Origin of the sequence: Corallococcus sp. CA054B, from assembly GCF_003611625.1 — a bacterium.
Lineage (GTDB): Bacteria > Myxococcota > Myxococcia > Myxococcales > Myxococcaceae > Corallococcus > Corallococcus coralloides.
Window position 1 is genome coordinate 13,767 of sequence record NZ_RAVY01000134.1, and the last position, 14,126, is coordinate 27,892.

General features: G+C 69.0%; 13 protein-coding genes and 1 pseudogene. 8 read left to right on the plus strand and 6 right to left on the minus strand.

The features are described from left to right. Nucleotides 1-7: 7 nt before the first annotated feature. From D7V80_RS27610 to coaBC, 5 genes are all read left to right on the plus strand, one after another. The gene (locus tag D7V80_RS27610) at nt 8-628 is read left to right on the plus strand and encodes a hypothetical protein (RefSeq protein ID WP_120591003.1); all 621 of its coding nucleotides are present in this window, start codon (nt 8-10) and stop codon (nt 626-628) included. A 70-nt stretch (nt 629-698) separates the two neighbouring features. Then, nucleotides 699-1,211: an FHA domain-containing protein gene (locus D7V80_RS27615; protein WP_120591004.1), complete on the plus strand. Its 513-nt coding sequence runs from the start codon at nt 699-701 to the stop codon at nt 1,209-1,211. A gap of 57 nt (nt 1,212-1,268) precedes the next feature. After that, the gene (locus D7V80_RS27620; RefSeq protein ID WP_014396319.1) at nt 1,269-2,561 is read left to right on the plus strand and encodes a Stp1/IreP family PP2C-type Ser/Thr phosphatase; all 1,293 of its coding nucleotides are present in this window, start codon (nt 1,269-1,271) and stop codon (nt 2,559-2,561) included. A 111-nt stretch (nt 2,562-2,672) separates the two neighbouring features. Beyond that, entirely contained in the window at nt 2,673-5,648 is a 2,976-nt protein-coding gene (locus D7V80_RS27625) for a carboxypeptidase regulatory-like domain-containing protein (protein ID WP_120591005.1), read from the plus strand. A gap of 40 nt (nt 5,649-5,688) precedes the next feature. After that, nucleotides 5,689-6,906 carry a bifunctional phosphopantothenoylcysteine decarboxylase/phosphopantothenate--cysteine ligase CoaBC gene (gene coaBC, locus D7V80_RS27630; RefSeq protein WP_120591006.1) on the plus strand — a complete coding sequence of 406 codons (1,218 nt, stop codon included), beginning with the start codon at nt 5,689-5,691 and terminating at the stop codon, nt 6,904-6,906. On the opposite strand, the gene D7V80_RS27635 is transcribed toward coaBC, so the two are convergent. Further along, a complete protein-coding gene (locus D7V80_RS27635) occupies nt 6,892-7,242 on the minus strand; it encodes an SgcJ/EcaC family oxidoreductase (protein WP_158616709.1) in 351 nt (116 codons plus the stop codon). The two genes, coaBC and D7V80_RS27635, sit on opposite strands and share 15 nt — an antisense overlap. A 13-nt stretch (nt 7,243-7,255) precedes the next feature. Between D7V80_RS27635 and D7V80_RS27640 the strand changes: the two genes are divergently transcribed. Then, nucleotides 7,256-7,873, plus strand: coding sequence for a LysR substrate-binding domain-containing protein (locus D7V80_RS27640; RefSeq protein ID WP_370452546.1), 618 nt, complete (start codon nt 7,256-7,258; stop codon nt 7,871-7,873). Nucleotides 7,874-8,182: 309 nt separating this feature from the next. Here D7V80_RS27640 and D7V80_RS27645 read toward each other — a convergent pair whose 3' ends face one another. The 4 genes from D7V80_RS27645 to D7V80_RS27660 form a co-directional block, all read right to left on the minus strand. Further along, complete coding sequence (locus D7V80_RS27645; protein ID WP_120591007.1) at nt 8,183-9,010, minus strand: glycosyltransferase; 828 nt, start codon at nt 9,008-9,010, stop codon at nt 8,183-8,185. Nucleotides 9,011-9,109: 99 nt separating this feature from the next. After that, complete coding sequence (locus D7V80_RS27650; protein WP_158616710.1) at nt 9,110-10,264, minus strand: endonuclease/exonuclease/phosphatase family protein; 1,155 nt, start codon at nt 10,262-10,264, stop codon at nt 9,110-9,112. Between the two features lie 505 nt (nt 10,265-10,769). Beyond that, nucleotides 10,770-11,690 (minus strand): hypothetical protein, encoded by a 921-nt coding sequence (locus D7V80_RS27655; protein WP_120591009.1) that lies wholly within the window; start codon nt 11,688-11,690, stop codon nt 10,770-10,772. 72 nt (nt 11,691-11,762) lie between these two features. Further along, entirely contained in the window at nt 11,763-12,170 is a 408-nt protein-coding gene (locus D7V80_RS27660) for a hypothetical protein (RefSeq protein ID WP_120591010.1), read from the minus strand. Nucleotides 12,171-12,354: 184 nt separating this feature from the next. Between D7V80_RS27660 and D7V80_RS27665 the strand changes: the two genes are divergently transcribed. Next, nucleotides 12,355-13,146: a helix-turn-helix domain-containing protein gene (locus D7V80_RS27665; protein WP_304988397.1), complete on the plus strand. Its 792-nt coding sequence runs from the start codon at nt 12,355-12,357 to the stop codon at nt 13,144-13,146. 5 nt (nt 13,147-13,151) lie between these two features. On the opposite strand, the gene D7V80_RS27670 is transcribed toward D7V80_RS27665, so the two are convergent. Then, nucleotides 13,152-13,715, minus strand: coding sequence for an NADPH-dependent FMN reductase (locus tag D7V80_RS27670; protein ID WP_120591012.1), 564 nt, complete (start codon nt 13,713-13,715; stop codon nt 13,152-13,154). A 223-nt stretch (nt 13,716-13,938) separates the two neighbouring features. On the opposite strand from D7V80_RS27670, the pseudogene D7V80_RS27675 reads away from it, so the two are divergent. Continuing rightward, nucleotides 13,939-14,126: pseudogene (locus D7V80_RS27675) on the plus strand (uracil-DNA glycosylase); the annotation flags it as partial.

The following is a 14,126-nucleotide window of genomic DNA, read 5'->3' on the forward strand; positions in this document are numbered from 1 at the left end:
GGGACCCATGCTCCACCTCGCTCGCGCATTGCTGGTCGCCTCGCTTGCCCTGGTCTCCACCTCCGCCGCCGCGCAGTCGCGCGAAGCAGCAGACCTGCGGGGCCACGTGTCGCCCACGCCCGCCTGGCTGCCCCGGGGCGTGTTCCTGGGCACGCAAATCAGCAACGGCGCGCTCATCCCCAACCTGCGCATCCAGTGGGAGTTCACCTTCTTCCAGGACCGCAAGGATGCGTGGATCGCCGTCCTGGAGGGTGGGGTGGGGTGGGCGGCGTCGTTGCCTGACAGCGCGCTGGCCGGCCGGAACCTCTACCTGCCGGTGTCCTCCTACTACGAGCACACGGCGCAGGTGGGCTTCGGCTACCGCAACCACCTGCCGGGCAAGGCCCACTGGGGCTTCCAGGTGACGGGCGGCCCCACCTTCTACGGCGCCCACTTCACCACCCAGCCCCCGGACCGCCGCATCGCGGGCACCGTCCAGGGCCGCCTCCAGATTGGCTACCAGCTGCCGCGCGACGTGGGCGTGGGCCTGGCCGTGGGCTACGCGGAGCCCTTCGGTCTGAAGAACCGCAGCTTCGCGCGTGACTTCGTGGGTGGCGTGAACATCGGATTTTTCGCGGATTGGCGGTAGGCGCGCGGTACACTCCATGCGCGAGAGTGGCCCCGCCTGCCGGTGCGGGTAGGGCGCCGCTTCCACGTCCATGGCCGAGCTGCTCAGTGCCCACGTCGCGCGCTACCTGCGCAACCGCGAGGAGTTCGAACGGGGACTCCCGGCGGGGCTCCTCCTCTTCACGCCTCCCCTGGGCGGGGTGACCCCCTCCGACCTGGAGGAGTACCCGGTCCGCACGGTGACGAACGCCGGGCCGCCGACGCTCGGTCAGGACGAGCCCGTCGTCTTCCCGCTGCTCAAGTCCCAGGGCAACGCCTTCGGCCGGGGCATCACCGTGGGGCGCACCGGCAACAACGACGTCGTCCTGGATGACGGCAGCGTGTCCCGGTTCCATGCGTGGTTTTCAAGGGACGCAGGGGATACCCGTTTTTTACTGACAGATGCGGGCTCGAAGAACGGCTCGTACGTGACCGGAAGCCGGCTGTTGGCTCGCAGACCCATGGCGGTGGAGGACGGGATGCGGCTGCGCTTCGGTCAGGTGGAGGTCAGCTTCTACACGGCTGGCGGCTTCGCGCGCCTGCTGTCGGTGCGCCTGCAGTCCTGAAGCCTTGCCACGTCTTCGGCGGCCTGCGTAACGTGCGGAGTCACCCTCTAGGCACGGATGGGAGCGTTCGCGGTGGCCTTGACCACAGAAGCCTTCGGGCTGACCGATGTCGGCCGGAAACGGCAACACAACGAAGACGCGATGATGGTGGACGCGTCGCTCGGCCTGTTCATGGTCGCCGATGGCATGGGCGGACACGCCGCGGGTGAAGTCGCCAGCGCGCGGGCCACGGAGGTCGTCAAGCAGCACATCGCGGCCAACCGGCACCTGCTCAAGGACCTGGCGCAGAACCCCACGGCGGACAGCCGCTCCGCCGCGGCCGCGCTGGTGGAGGTGGCGGTGCAGCGCGCGTGCGCGGACATCTACCGCACGGCGATGACGGACGCCTCCAAGCGCGGCATGGGCACCACGTTCGTGTGCCTGGCCGTGGGCGGCAACAAGGGCGTCATCGGCCACGTGGGCGACAGCCGCGTGTACCTGGTGCGGCACGGGCAGTGCCACCGGCTCACCGAGGACCACACGCTCGTCGCCGCGCAGCTCAAGGCCGGCACCATCACCAAGGAGCAGGCCGCCACCTCGCAGTACCGCAACGTCATCACCCGCGCGGTGGGCATCCAGGAGTCCGTCCAGGTCGACACGCTCATCGTGGACCTGATGCCCGGCGACGTGTTCCTCCTCTGTTCGGACGGCCTGCACGGCTACATCGAGGACGAGGAGATTCTACCCCTGGTCGCGGGGCTTCAGCCCGGGGACCTGCCGCGCAAGCTCGTGGAGATGGCCAACGAGCGCGGCGGCAAGGACAACATCACCGCCGTGGTGGTGAAGGTGGCCGGCGACAGCGCGGCGCTCGCCAGCGAGGAGACGAGCGAGGCGCAGTCGCGCATGGAGGCGCTGCGGAAGATCCCGCTCTTCCGCCACCTCACGTACAAGGAGCAGACGGCGGTGCTGTCCATCGCCACCACGCGCACCTACCCGGCGGGTCGGGAGATTGTCGTGGAGGGGCAGCCGGGCGAGGAGCTCTTCGTCGTCATCCGGGGCCGGGTGGCCATCGAGAAGAACGGCGTGGAGATCGCGGAGCTGCGCTCGGGAGGGCACTTCGGCGAGATGGGCCTCATCGACAACGCGCCCCGCTCCGCCACCGTGCGCGCCACGGAGCCCACGCGGACCATGGTCATCGCCCGCTCCGACCTGATGGGCCTGATGAAGCGCGAGGCCATCCTGGCGGTGAAGATGCTCTGGAGCTTCGTGCAGGTGCTGAGCGACCGGCTGCGTGCCACCAACTCGGAGCTGAGCGAGGCGCGGCAGGAGCTGGCGGTGGCGCAGGCCATCCAACCGTTCGCCGAGGACTGAAGCGGGAACTCCCACGCCCCCAGGGACGTCCTCAAGAGGACGCTCTGGAATTTCCCGGGGGAAACCGTCGTTGGGGGGCCGGCCTGGGAGTAAGGTCCCGGCCGCGTACACATGCGCAAATGGGTCTTCATCACGGCGGCCGCCGTGCTGGCGCTCGCCGCCATCGTGCTGGGGCCCCGGTGGGGCGCTCCGGCCGCGCGCCCCGTCTCGCCCGTCTCCGCCAGCTCCATCCGCCAGGGGATGCCCGCCTTCAACGCGGTGGCGGTGTCGTCCGGCGCGCAGGAGGGGCTGACGCTCACCGGGCGGGTGCTGGACGGCAACGGCCGGCCGGTGGCGGACGCGGAGGTGTCGCTCGCGGCCTCCGCGGAGCGGACGCTGGCGGACGTGCGCTGCGACGAGTGCGGCCTGGCGCTGCTGGCCTGCACCGCGCACGAGACGGCGCTGCACACGCGGGCCTTCTTCGAGCAGCAGCAGGGCTTCCTCACGGCACGCGCCACGGTGCGCTCGGACGTGGAGGGGAAGTTCCGCTTCGAGCACCTGGCGGGCGTGTCCTTCACGGTGTGGGCGCGCTCGGCGGGGCTGGGCGTGGCGCTCAAGGACCGGGCCGCGCCGGGAGAGGCGGTGGAGCTGTACCTGCCGCCCTTGCGGAGCATCACCGGCACGGTGGTGGATGACTCCGGGCAGGCGAGGCCGGGGGCGCGCGTGCGCGCGGTGTCGCGCAAGGTGCCGCTGCCCTTCGAGGCCGTGGCGGGCGCGGGCGGGGCCTTCACGTTGTCGGGCCTGGGCGAGGGCCCCTTCTACGTGCTCGCGGACGCGGAGGGCTTCCAGCCCGCGGTAGCGCAGCACGTGGAGGCGGACTCGCAGCCCCTGCGCCTGAAGCTGACGCCGTCGCGCACACTGGAGGTGCGCGTGCTGCGCGACGGGGCGCCCGCGGCGGCGACGGTGCGGCTGCGCGGAGACCACCTGACGCGTGAGGAGCACGCGAAGGCGGAGGGCGGGCCGGTGCGCTTCAACGGCCTGTATCCGGACGAGGTGGTGGTGACGGCGGAGGCACCGGGCTTCGGCTCCGCGCCGCGGACGCTCACGCTGTCGCAGCGGGTGACGCAGGTGACGCTGGTGCTGGAGGCCGCGGGACGGTTGCTCGTCACGATTGTGGACGAGGAGGGCCAGCCGGTGCCCAACCCGCAGCTGCTCCTGCGCACGGTGGCGGGCGACCTCATCCGGCGCGACGCGGTGCCCACCGGGGCCCTGGCGGAGCTGGGGCCGCTGGCGCCGGGCGAGTACGTGCTGGAAGGGCAGGCGGAGGGCTTCACCGCGGCGCAGCTGCCCGCGCGCGTGGCGCCCGGCGAGACGCCGCTGGAGCTGGAGCTGGCGAAGGCCACGGTCATCAGCGGGCAGGTCATCGACGAGTACGGCCGGCCCGCGGCGGGCGTGTCCGTGCTGGTGCAGCCCACGGGCGGCGTGGTGAACGCGGGCGAGGACGGCCACTTCACGGCGCAGGTGCCCATGCCGGGGCTCTACACGCTGCACGCGCACCACTCCGAGTGGGGTGGCGGCAGCGTGCAGGCTTCGGCGCCCGCGACGGACGTGACGCTGTCGCTGGAGGCGAAGGCGGGCGCGGACGTGACGGTGACCAGCGGCGGCCGGCGGGTCGAGGGCGCGGACGTGACGATGTGGGCGGACCCGGAGAACATCTTCCGCAGTGACCGCCCCTCCGGGCCGGACGGCGTGGTGCCCATGCGGGGCCTGCCGCCGGGCACGTATCAGCTGGTGGCGTCCCATCCGGAGTACCTGCCGTCGAGTCCCCGGCCGGTGACGGTGCAGGACGGAGCGAAGCAGCAGGTGACGGTGGAGCTGGAGGCGGGCGCGCAGCTGACGGGCGACGTGGTGGACGAGGACGGCCAGCCGGTGGTGGGCGCGGCCATGAGCGTGGCGCCGCGCGTGGCGGAGCCGACGCAGACGGATTCGAGCGGCCACTTCGAGTTCCGCGCGCTGCGGCCGGATCGCACCTACGTGGTGGAGGCGCGGCACGCGAGCTACGAGCCGATGGAGCGGCCGCAGGGCAAGCCGGGCGGGCCGCCGGTGCAGGTGAAGATGCGCCGGCGCACGACGTTCCGGGGCCGCGTGGTGGATGACTCGAACCAGCCGGTGCGCCGCTTCCGGGTGGACGAGCACGACGTGAACAGCCCGGACGGGCGCTTCGAGCTGCCGCTGTCCACGGCGGGGGACCGGCTCATCGTCGCGGTGGACGCGGCGGGGTACGAGCCGCAGGTGGTGGACCGTCCCGCGACGCCGCAGGACATGGGCGACATCGTGCTGGTGAAGGCGCCGTCGGTGTCCGGACGGGTGCGGGATGCGTCGGGCGGCGCGGTGCCGGACGCGGTGGTGACGTGCGACGTGTGCGACGGGTCGGTGCTGTCCGGGCCGGACGGCAACTTCACGTTGGCGAGTCCGCCCTTCGTGCCGCGCTTCACGGTGTCCGCGCGCAAGGGCAAGGTGAGTGGCACGCAGGAGGTGCCGCGCGGGAGTACGGCGCCGGTGGAGCTGACCCTCAAGCCCGCGACGCACCTGACGGGCCGGGTGTACCTGGCGGACGGGAAGCCCGCGGCGGGCGCGCAGGTGGAGGGGCTCAACGCGGACCGCAGCGAGACGGTGTCGCTGATCACGGGCGCGGATGGCAGCTACAGCGCGGACCTTTCGCCGGGCAACTACCGCTTCGTGGTGGGAGGGCGCGGGACGGGCCAGCCGGCGGTGGTGGTGCGGGTGGCGGGCACGGACATGACGCTGGACCTGGGGCCGGTGCCGGGGACGGGCTCCGTGACGGTGCTGATCCAACCGGAGCGGGGCAAGGCGCTGTGGGTGGTGCCGGGTGACGTGGGCACGGTGGGCAATCCTCCCACGGAGCTGCTGCGCTCGCCCTTCGCGCAGCTGGTGTACCAGCCCATGTCGGAGCGGGTGGTGGTGCAGGGGCTGCGGCCGGGCAGGTACACGCTGGTGTGGGGCTACTTCCACGCGGAGATGCCCGGGGCGGGCCCGGTGGTGCGCTCGGTGGACGTCCCCACGCAGGGAGAGGTGTCCCTGCGGTAGTCGTGTTGCGACCGGGCGGGCTGGCGCGTAATGAAGCCGCATGGACGCATCCGCATTGAAGGGTCGCCGCATCATCGTCGGCGTGGGTGGCGGCATCGCGGCGTACAAGGCCTGTGAGCTGGTGCGTGAGTTGGGCCGCGCGGGCGCGGAGGTGCGAGTGGCCATGACAGAGGCCGCGCGCCAGTTCGTCACCCCGCTGACCTTCCAGGCGCTCGTGGGGCACCCACCGCTCACGGACTACTTCGACCCGGCGCAGGAGGGGAACTTCGGTCACCTGGACCTGGCCCGCTGGGGTGAGGTGTATGTGGTGGCGCCCGCGACGGCGGACCTGATCGCGAAGATTCGCGCGGGCTTTGGAGGGGATGCGGTGACGACGTCACTGCTCGCCTTCAAGGGGCCGGTGGTGCTGGCGCCGGCGATGAACGTGGCGATGTGGGAGAACGCGCGGACGCAGGAGAACGTGGAGTCGCTGCTGAAGGAAGCGCGCTTCAGCACGGTGGGGCCGGGCGCGGGGATGCTGGCGTGCGGCGATGTGGGCTCGGGGCGGCTGGCGGACGTGGGCGCCATCGTGTCCGCGGTGGCGGCGCGGCTGGGCGGTGGTCCGCTCACGGGCAAGACGGTGCTGGTGACGGCGGGCCCCACGCGCGAGTACCTGGATCCGGTGCGGTTCATCTCCAATCCGTCCACGGGGAAGATGGGCCTGGCGCTGGCGCACGAGGCACGGGCGCTGGGCGCGAAGGTGACGGTGGTGCTGGGCCCGGTGGGCGCGGTGGATCGCACGGGCCTGGAAGTGGTGGACGTGGTGAGCGCGGAGGACATGGCGCGCGAGGTGCTGGCGCGCGTGGAGTCCGCGGACGCGTTCATCGCCACGGCGGCGGTGAGTGACTGGAGGCCGGAGACGCGCGCGCCGCAGAAGGTGAAGAAGGGCGAGGGCCCGGAGAACCTGAAGCTGGTACGCACGCCGGACGTGCTGCTGGAGGCGTCTCGCAAGGTGGCGGGGAGGGCGAAGCGCCCGGTGCTGGTGGGCTTCGCGGCGGAGACGGAGCGGGTGGTGGAGCACGCGCGCGAGAAGCTGGAGCGCAAGGGGCTGGACGCCATCGTCGCCAATGACGTCACCGCGGAAGGCGCGGGGTTCGGGACGGATACGAACCGGGTGACGGTGATTTCCCGCGGTGGGCCCGACCGGGTGTTGCAGGGCAGCAAGCGCGCGGTGGCGGGGGAGATTTTGTCGCTGCTGCTCGTGTCACCGCGCGGCTGAGCGCTTCGGCGTCATCAGCCGCAGCATGAAGCGTGCGAAGGCGTTGGGCGGCTGGATGCGGGTGTTCTGGAAGGCAGTGAAGAACCAGACGCCTTCACGCTTCACGGCGACCATGGTCTGGATGGAGCGGCGTCCCTTGGGCGCCTTGCGCTGCCAGCGCAGCTTGATGACGCCTTCGGTGTGGATGAGCGCCACGTCCGGCGCGAGGAAGCGCAGGGACTTCACTTCTCCGTCGAGCTGCGAGCCCCGGAGGACACCGTCGAAGAGGGCCTGATGGGCCTCCGCGTTGGCCTGCCGTCCCTGGATGTGGCTGCCGTCGAAGGCGACATAGTCCACGTCCTCCGTGAAAATGGCAGGCGCGGACCACCACGGAGTCTCCGACGTGCCGAAGCTCGCGGCGCTGTTCGCGAAGCGTCTTCCTGCCGCGCTCCTGCGCGTGGTGAGCATCGACTACCTCGTGGAGCGTGATGGCCTCACCACGGGAGCAGTGGACGTGGCGCTGGGGCCACCGGAGGCCACGGGGCCGGGGTGCCACGCCGAACCGCTGTACACGGATGACGCCGTGCTGCTCGTGCGCCGCGATCATCCGCGCGTCCGGGGCAAGACGCTGACGAAGGCGCTCTACAACACGTCGAAGCACATCGACCTGCACCTCGCGGAAGGCCGGCCGGGCATCGGGCACCAGCACCACGCGCGCATCCTCAAGGAACACGGACTCACACGGGAGGTGGGGCTCGCCGTCCCGCACTTCTTCGCGGCGGCGATGGCGGCGGCCCGCTCCGACCTGGTGGCGGGAGTGCCCCGCCGCGTCGCCAAGGCCTTCTGCGACATGCTGCCCCTGCGCACGGTGGAGATGCCCTTTCCGTCACCGCTCATGACCAAGTCGCTCATCTGGCACACCCGGACGGATGCGGACCCGGGTGCGCGCTACTTCCGCTCGCTCGTTGTCGAAGCGCTCAAGGAATGACCTTGCGGCGGCGGTAGTCCTCGAAGACCTCTCGGAACATGGTCTTCGTTTCAATGCTGCGATGAAGAAGGCCGGTCGATGTGGACGCTGGAGGGCAAGACTGTCGCACGGACATGACACGCACCCATGGACGCGCGCCCAGAGGTGAGCGTCTGACGGGCGAAGCGGTGCCTCGCAATCGGGGCCGGGGGTGTCAGCCACTTCCATGCGGGCACCAACGGACTTGGCGGGCCCGTCGTCTGGCAGGGCATGGCCTACGAGCTAAGGTCCGCACGATGACTTGGTGTGCACGACAGGACGTGTCTTGTATCAAGAAGAGAGGTCAACGGTCTTGACCTGTTGAAACAACTCGCCAAAGCGACGCTCTTGAAATGCCTGGACCAGTTCCGGATGACGTCCTCTTCGCAGGTCGTTCAGGAAGCGGTATTTGGCCGCATGGTAGCCGGAGACCACCCACGCGAGCTTCAGTGCTTTCAAGCCCCCGCGCCACAGCGCCCCTTTCAGTAGCCCATCCCGGAGCATGTGCGCGGGACGCTGGAGAAGCGTGGGCTTGGACCTGCGCCCCTCTGAGAAGGCCATGACTGCCCAGAGGAGCGCATACCGGTGTTCCTTGGACGAGCGCAAGGAAAGGGAAGTGGCGAACCGGTGTTCGATTGGCGCATGAAGGCGCCCCGAGCGCATGCGCGGTAGCGCCTCGTGGACGATCATCTCTGGACGCCAGACCGCGACCTCTCGGCGAATGAGGCGCGCGCGCCACTCCGTGCGGTACAAGAACCGTCGACCGTCGAGTTCTGCCCAGTCGTTCCGTGGGAGGCGGTACACGGACTCCTGTGGGTGGCTCTTCTTCCATGCACGGATCGCCTCAACGGCTTCCGTATCCAAGTATTCGTCCGAGTCGAGGAAGAAGACGTACTCGGAGGGCTCAAGCGCAGAGAGGGCCGCTGCGCGGGCCGCGCCGTAGCCCGCCCAGGCCATAGACACTGAGCGAGCCCCCATCCGCTTGGCAATCTCTGTGGACCCATCTGTGGATAACGAGTCCAGGGCGACGACCTCGTCGCAAACCGCCAAGAGGCCTTCCAGGCATCGGGGCAGGGTGTCCTGGTTATTTCCGTGGATCACGAACCCAGCGAGTCTCACGCCTTTCCACCATCTTTCCGTGCACGGACTGTCCGTTGCTCCGCGCAATCGGATTGTAGCTCACTGGCCGCGTGTCGGAAGGCCCTCGTTCACTGCTGACTAGGGTGCGCTCGCGGGCTCGAGGGTCACCCAGCTCATCAGTGCATCATGGTCCGATGCATCCGACGCCACCTTGTAACTACGGGCGACAGGGAGCGGCGTCGAGAAGATGTAGTCGATCCGGTCAGCAGAGGGGTTCCCCGCCGCGAACCAAGTATCCTGGAGGCCATCTCGTACTGGCTGCAGTTCCCACGCAGTTTCAATTGCGTTGAGGTCGGCCATCAGCACCCTGGGGCCGCTGTAGAGATTGATGAACTCCATCAGGTCCATGGCCTGGAAGTACCGGATGGTCTCCAGTGATGAACCGGAGCCATGCTGGAGATGGGACGAGAAGATGGTGATGGAAGTTCCGCCGATGGATACGACAGCACCAATGGCGGAGCGTCGCTCATAGCCATCTGGATAGTAGAGATACCAGATGGCATCCGACTGGATGGGGAAGCGACTGAGAATGAGGTTGCCGTACTGTCGACGATTGCCCAGGCCGCATTGAAAGATGTTGCCGCTCTGATCGAGACTCGCGCTGTAGCGCATGGCCCATCCGGTTTGCTGTTGGAGAAGCATCGGCTGGTTTTTGCAATCACTCCGGCCCGACCAGTAGCGATCCACATCCTGGAACCCGGCGAAGTGGGCTCCTGAGGCCAGAAGGGTGTCGGAGATTCGCTGTAGATTCAGGACCTGGTCCCGGCCCACGCCATGGTGGATGTTCCATGTCATGAACTTGAGCCACCGAAGGTACTCGGCTGTTCCAGTGAGCGTGGACACGCCCGGGCCGGTCGATGGGAATGCCGTGGCAACCGCTTGGTAGCGCACGGCGACTCGACGGTAGCCCGCGGGGCACAAGGCGGAGTTTGTGCTGAACGAACGGGTCAAGGTCAGGCCCGCGGTACTGCCATTGCCGGCCAGGTCCTGGAGAAATGGCGTCTGGAAGGAGTATTCGACTCCCCCTAGTTCGCATTTGACGTCGACACTGCCAGATAGGCGCAACGTGCTTATTGCCGGGCCCGCATCGACTGAAGCGATGAAGTTGAAGTCTCGCGGATAGACGAAAGAACGCAGAGCGCTGGCACCTTGAGGAATGGCGCTAACTTCGTTTCCGGAGCCAAGCCCCTCCGAGCGCAAACTCGGCGTGATGACAATGGGATTGCATTCCACGGGTTCGCAAACACCCCATCGGCCGCCCTCGCAGATCCTCTGCCCTGGGCAGGACTCGCCGGAGACTGCGCACGACGCGGATTCTCCATCCTGACATGCAGCGTGGCTTGGGGGAGCCATCAGTAGGAGTCCCAGGAAAGCAAGAGGGACAAGTCCATGCGAAAGAAGTGGAAAAAGACGCGTCGGCACGTTCAGGGATAATTGAAGGTTCACAGATGGTCCGGGGGAAGAACGCTGAGGAATGCGCACCGTGTGCTTCGAAAGGTTGTACGCGATCCTCGTTAATTAAACGCGCTTGCTGCGGAATATTGATTTGGTTGCGCTTCCCATACCGGAGAGTGGTGGTTCGTGGTTGCGGATGATCATGGCCGCATGGGGTGGTTCGCTCCCACCCCGACGCCGCGTCGGAGCCGAGCGAGGCGGACCGGACGGCTACCACCATCGCCCTGGGTGGGCCCCTGGAGAAGCGCTGCGGGCGTGTCTTGAAGCTGGACCTCTCCGTAGTTCATCTCCGCGATGTGCTCACGGGCTGAACAGCCGCGACCTGTCCCGGGGGCCCTTCCACCCCGTGAATGAACGTGTGCTGCTCCACGTGCACGGCCTCATGGAAGTCGGGCTCACCGCGCCCGCCGTTCCAGTCCACGCGGTCCATGCGGATGACGCGTGACGAGTACGGCAGCAGCGTCGCCGGATCCGTCACCAACTCCAGCTCCTCGTGCGCGTATCTTCCCTTCGCCTCGTCCGTCTGTCCGACAGGTTCACGGACGAGCTTCAGTTTCACGCACCTGGGCTCCGGCACCGCGTCGGAGCAGGGCACTCCTACGTCCAGCCGGACGCGCTCCTCTGCGGGAACGTCCTCGGTCTTCTTGCGGCCAGTGCCCACGGACATCGTCATCGGCACGACCTGCGTCCTCCCGGGCTTGAATCTCGCTCCGTGCCAGCTTCCGACCCACTCGTCCCACCGGTTGCGGGCTTCACGCTCCAGTCCGTTGCTGAGGGCCTTTGCCATCTGGGCCTTCTTCATGGGGCTGACCGGCAGCGCGTCCAGCAGGTCCTTGCCGGGGCCGTCCTCCAGCGGATCAATCCCCTGGAAGTCTCCCTGGGCGTCGATGATGGACGCGGACAGCGGCTCCACGAAGGCAGGGAAGGGGGCTTCGATGATCTCCACGTCCTGGAACACCAACCGCCGGCGCCCCTCTTCATCCGCGGGACCAAGTCGCATCGAGTACCGGCGCTGCGCCGTCTGCCGTCCGCTCCAGTCCGTCCGCACGTCCACCGTGTGCATCACGCGAATCGTGGACTGCTCCGGCCAGGCGTAGCGCAGCGTCACCAGGTCCTTCCCCTGCGCGCCACCGAGCGTGGCGCAGCCCATGACCCCGGAGGACAGCGCTGCGATGACGAGCCACGGGCGCGGGAGGGAACTCATGTCCCGTCACGCTAGCAACCCCTGTCCATCCGCGCGGCACGGTGTCACGCCCGAACCGCGCGGACCCGACACTCAGGCCGTCGCCACCGTCGCGCCTCGCCGCAGGCCCGCGTACTCCAGCGCCGCGAACACCGCGACCGCCAGCGCTTGCGCCATGACGAACGCCACCCCCAGGCCCGTGGGCGTCGTCGGCCCGTGCGTCAGCAGCAGCACGCTGTCCACCACCCACGTCACGTTCACCGCGACCACGCACCACACCGGCCAGGAGGGCAGGGTGGCCCGCGACGCCAGGTACACCAGCAGCAACGCGAAGGGGATCAGCCCCAGCCCCGCCGCGCGCAGGATGCCCGGCTCCAGGCTCGTCAGCGCCCCCAGCGGTTCCGCCGCCAGCGCCCCCAACAGGCCCGTCGCCCCGCTGGCGACGCCGTCCAGCAGCAGCACGCGGCGCAACAGGCTTCCCGACACGTTCGTCTTGCTCATGGCACACGTTCCCTTCAGTGGAATGGATGAACGCGACGGCGCGGGCCTTGGGAAAGGCCGTCCGTCGTTGATGGACAAGATGCGCGGCCAGGTGCGCGGCGTCGATTACCTCCGAGGGAATGGAAGCGATGACGTGCGCCCCCTATCTTCCCAATCCATGACGAGCCTTCAGCAGAGCCGCCCCGTGGGAGAACTGCTGCGCGGCTGGCGACAGCGGCGCGGGCTGAGCCAGATGGACCTCGCGTTGCGCGCGGAGGTCTCCACCCGTCACGTGAGCTTCCTGGAGACCGGCCGCTCCCAGCCCAGCCGCGACATGCTGCTGCACCTGGCGGAGGAACTGGACGTGCCCCTGCGAGACCGCAACAGCCTGCTCGTCGCCGCGGGCTTCGCGCCCGTCTTCGCCGAACGCCCCCTGGACGACCCCGCCCTCAACGCCACGCGCGAGGCCGTGGAACTGGTGCTCGCGGGCCATGAGCCGTACCCCGCGCTGGCGGTGGACCGGCACTGGACGCTCGTCACCGCGAACCGCGCCCTGGGCATCCTGATGGAGGGCCTGGCGCCGGAGCTCCTGGTGCCCCCCATCAACGTCCTGCGCCTGAGCCTGCACCCCCAGGGGCTGGCCTCCCGCATCGACAACCTGCGCCAGTGGCGCGACCACGTCCTCCACCGCCTGACGCGGCAGGTGGACGTCTCCGCGGACGCCACGCTCGCGGCGCTGCTGGAGGAGCTGCGTGGCTACCCGGTGCCGGAGGCCACACCCGACTCCAAGGCGCGCGACTTCGGCGGCGTGGTGGTGCCGCTGCGCATCCACACGTCACTGGGGTTGCTGTCGTTCTTCGGCACCATCACCGTGTTCGGCACGCCCGTGGACATCACGCTCGCGGAGCTGGCCATCGAGTCCTTCTTCCCAGCGGACCCGGAGACGGCCGAGGCGCTTCGGCGGGCCGCAGTGGAGCGGGCCCGCCAGGACACCTGAAACCGCTACGGCTTCACGCGCACCGTGCGCAGCGCCGTGCCCCAGGACACGACCTGATCCAGCAGCGTGTTCACCTGCTTCTCCTTCGCCGGGTCCGGCTTGAAGACGGTGTAGTGCTCGAAGTCGGTGGACAGGAACAGCTGCACCTGCGCGCGCACCGTGGCCATCTGCAGCTCGGCGGCGACCAGGCGCAGCTGCTCCACCGCGCGCACTCCGCCCGCGCTGCCGTAGCCCACGAAGCCGGCGGCCTTGTTGTTCCACTCCTTGTAGATGTAATCGAGCGCGTTCTTCAGCGCGCCGGACGTGCCGTGGTTGTACTCGGGCGTGACGAAGATGTACGCGTCGTAGCCCTCCACCGTCTCGCTCCACCTCTTGGTGTGCTCCTGGGTGTATTTGCCGGCGGACGGCGGGGTCGGCTCGTCCAGCAGGGGCAGGTTGAAGTCCTGGATGTCGACGAGCTCGTACGTGGCGTCGCTGCGCTTCTTCGCGATGTCGTGGACCCAAGCCGCGACTTTGTCCGCCTTGCGGCCGGGCCTCGTGCTGCCGACGACGATGGCCACCTTGATCATGTGCGAGGAACTCCTGGGAAAGGGCGTGGAACCAGCGCCGGGCATCTTCCCCAGGTCCGCCCCGTGGCCAAGGGCGTTACGCCGGGGGTGTGTCCTGATTCGACCAGTGCCCGGGGCTTCCGCCCGGAAGGTGGCGGAAGCCCCGACCCTGGGCTAAGCGTACAGGCAACTTCTCCGGCTGCTTCCTTGCGCCGGGACGGCCCCTTCGATACCGATCACCCCCGTGAACGACGACACGCCTGATTCCACGCAGGAGCTGGCCGACGTGCTCCAGGACGTGCGCCGCCACCTGCTCTGGCAGGAGGAGACCGCGGGCCGCTCGCTCCTCGTCGACGCGAAGGTCGCCGCCGAGCTCCAGCAGCAGCGCGCCGCCGCCTCGTCCGTGCGCACGATGATCGCCCGGACCAAGGC

Coding starts and splice junctions, on each gene's coding strand:
- D7V80_RS27625 (WP_120591005.1), top strand. CDS start 2,673: ATGCGCAAATGGGTCTTCATCACGGCGGCCGCCGTGCTGGCGCTCGCC.
- D7V80_RS27655 (WP_120591009.1), bottom strand. CDS start 11,690: ATGAGTTCCCTCCCGCGCCCGTGGCTCGTCATCGCAGCGCTGTCCTCC.
- D7V80_RS27640 (WP_370452546.1), top strand. CDS start 7,256: ATGGCAGGCGCGGACCACCACGGAGTCTCCGACGTGCCGAAGCTCGCG.
- D7V80_RS27610 (WP_120591003.1), top strand. CDS start 8: ATGCTCCACCTCGCTCGCGCATTGCTGGTCGCCTCGCTTGCCCTGGTC.
- D7V80_RS27670 (WP_120591012.1), bottom strand. CDS start 13,715: ATGATCAAGGTGGCCATCGTCGTCGGCAGCACGAGGCCCGGCCGCAAG.
- D7V80_RS27615 (WP_120591004.1), top strand. CDS start 699: ATGGCCGAGCTGCTCAGTGCCCACGTCGCGCGCTACCTGCGCAACCGC.
- coaBC (WP_120591006.1), top strand. CDS start 5,689: ATGGACGCATCCGCATTGAAGGGTCGCCGCATCATCGTCGGCGTGGGT.
- D7V80_RS27620 (WP_014396319.1), top strand. CDS start 1,269: ATGGGAGCGTTCGCGGTGGCCTTGACCACAGAAGCCTTCGGGCTGACC.
- D7V80_RS27660 (WP_120591010.1), bottom strand. CDS start 12,170: ATGAGCAAGACGAACGTGTCGGGAAGCCTGTTGCGCCGCGTGCTGCTG.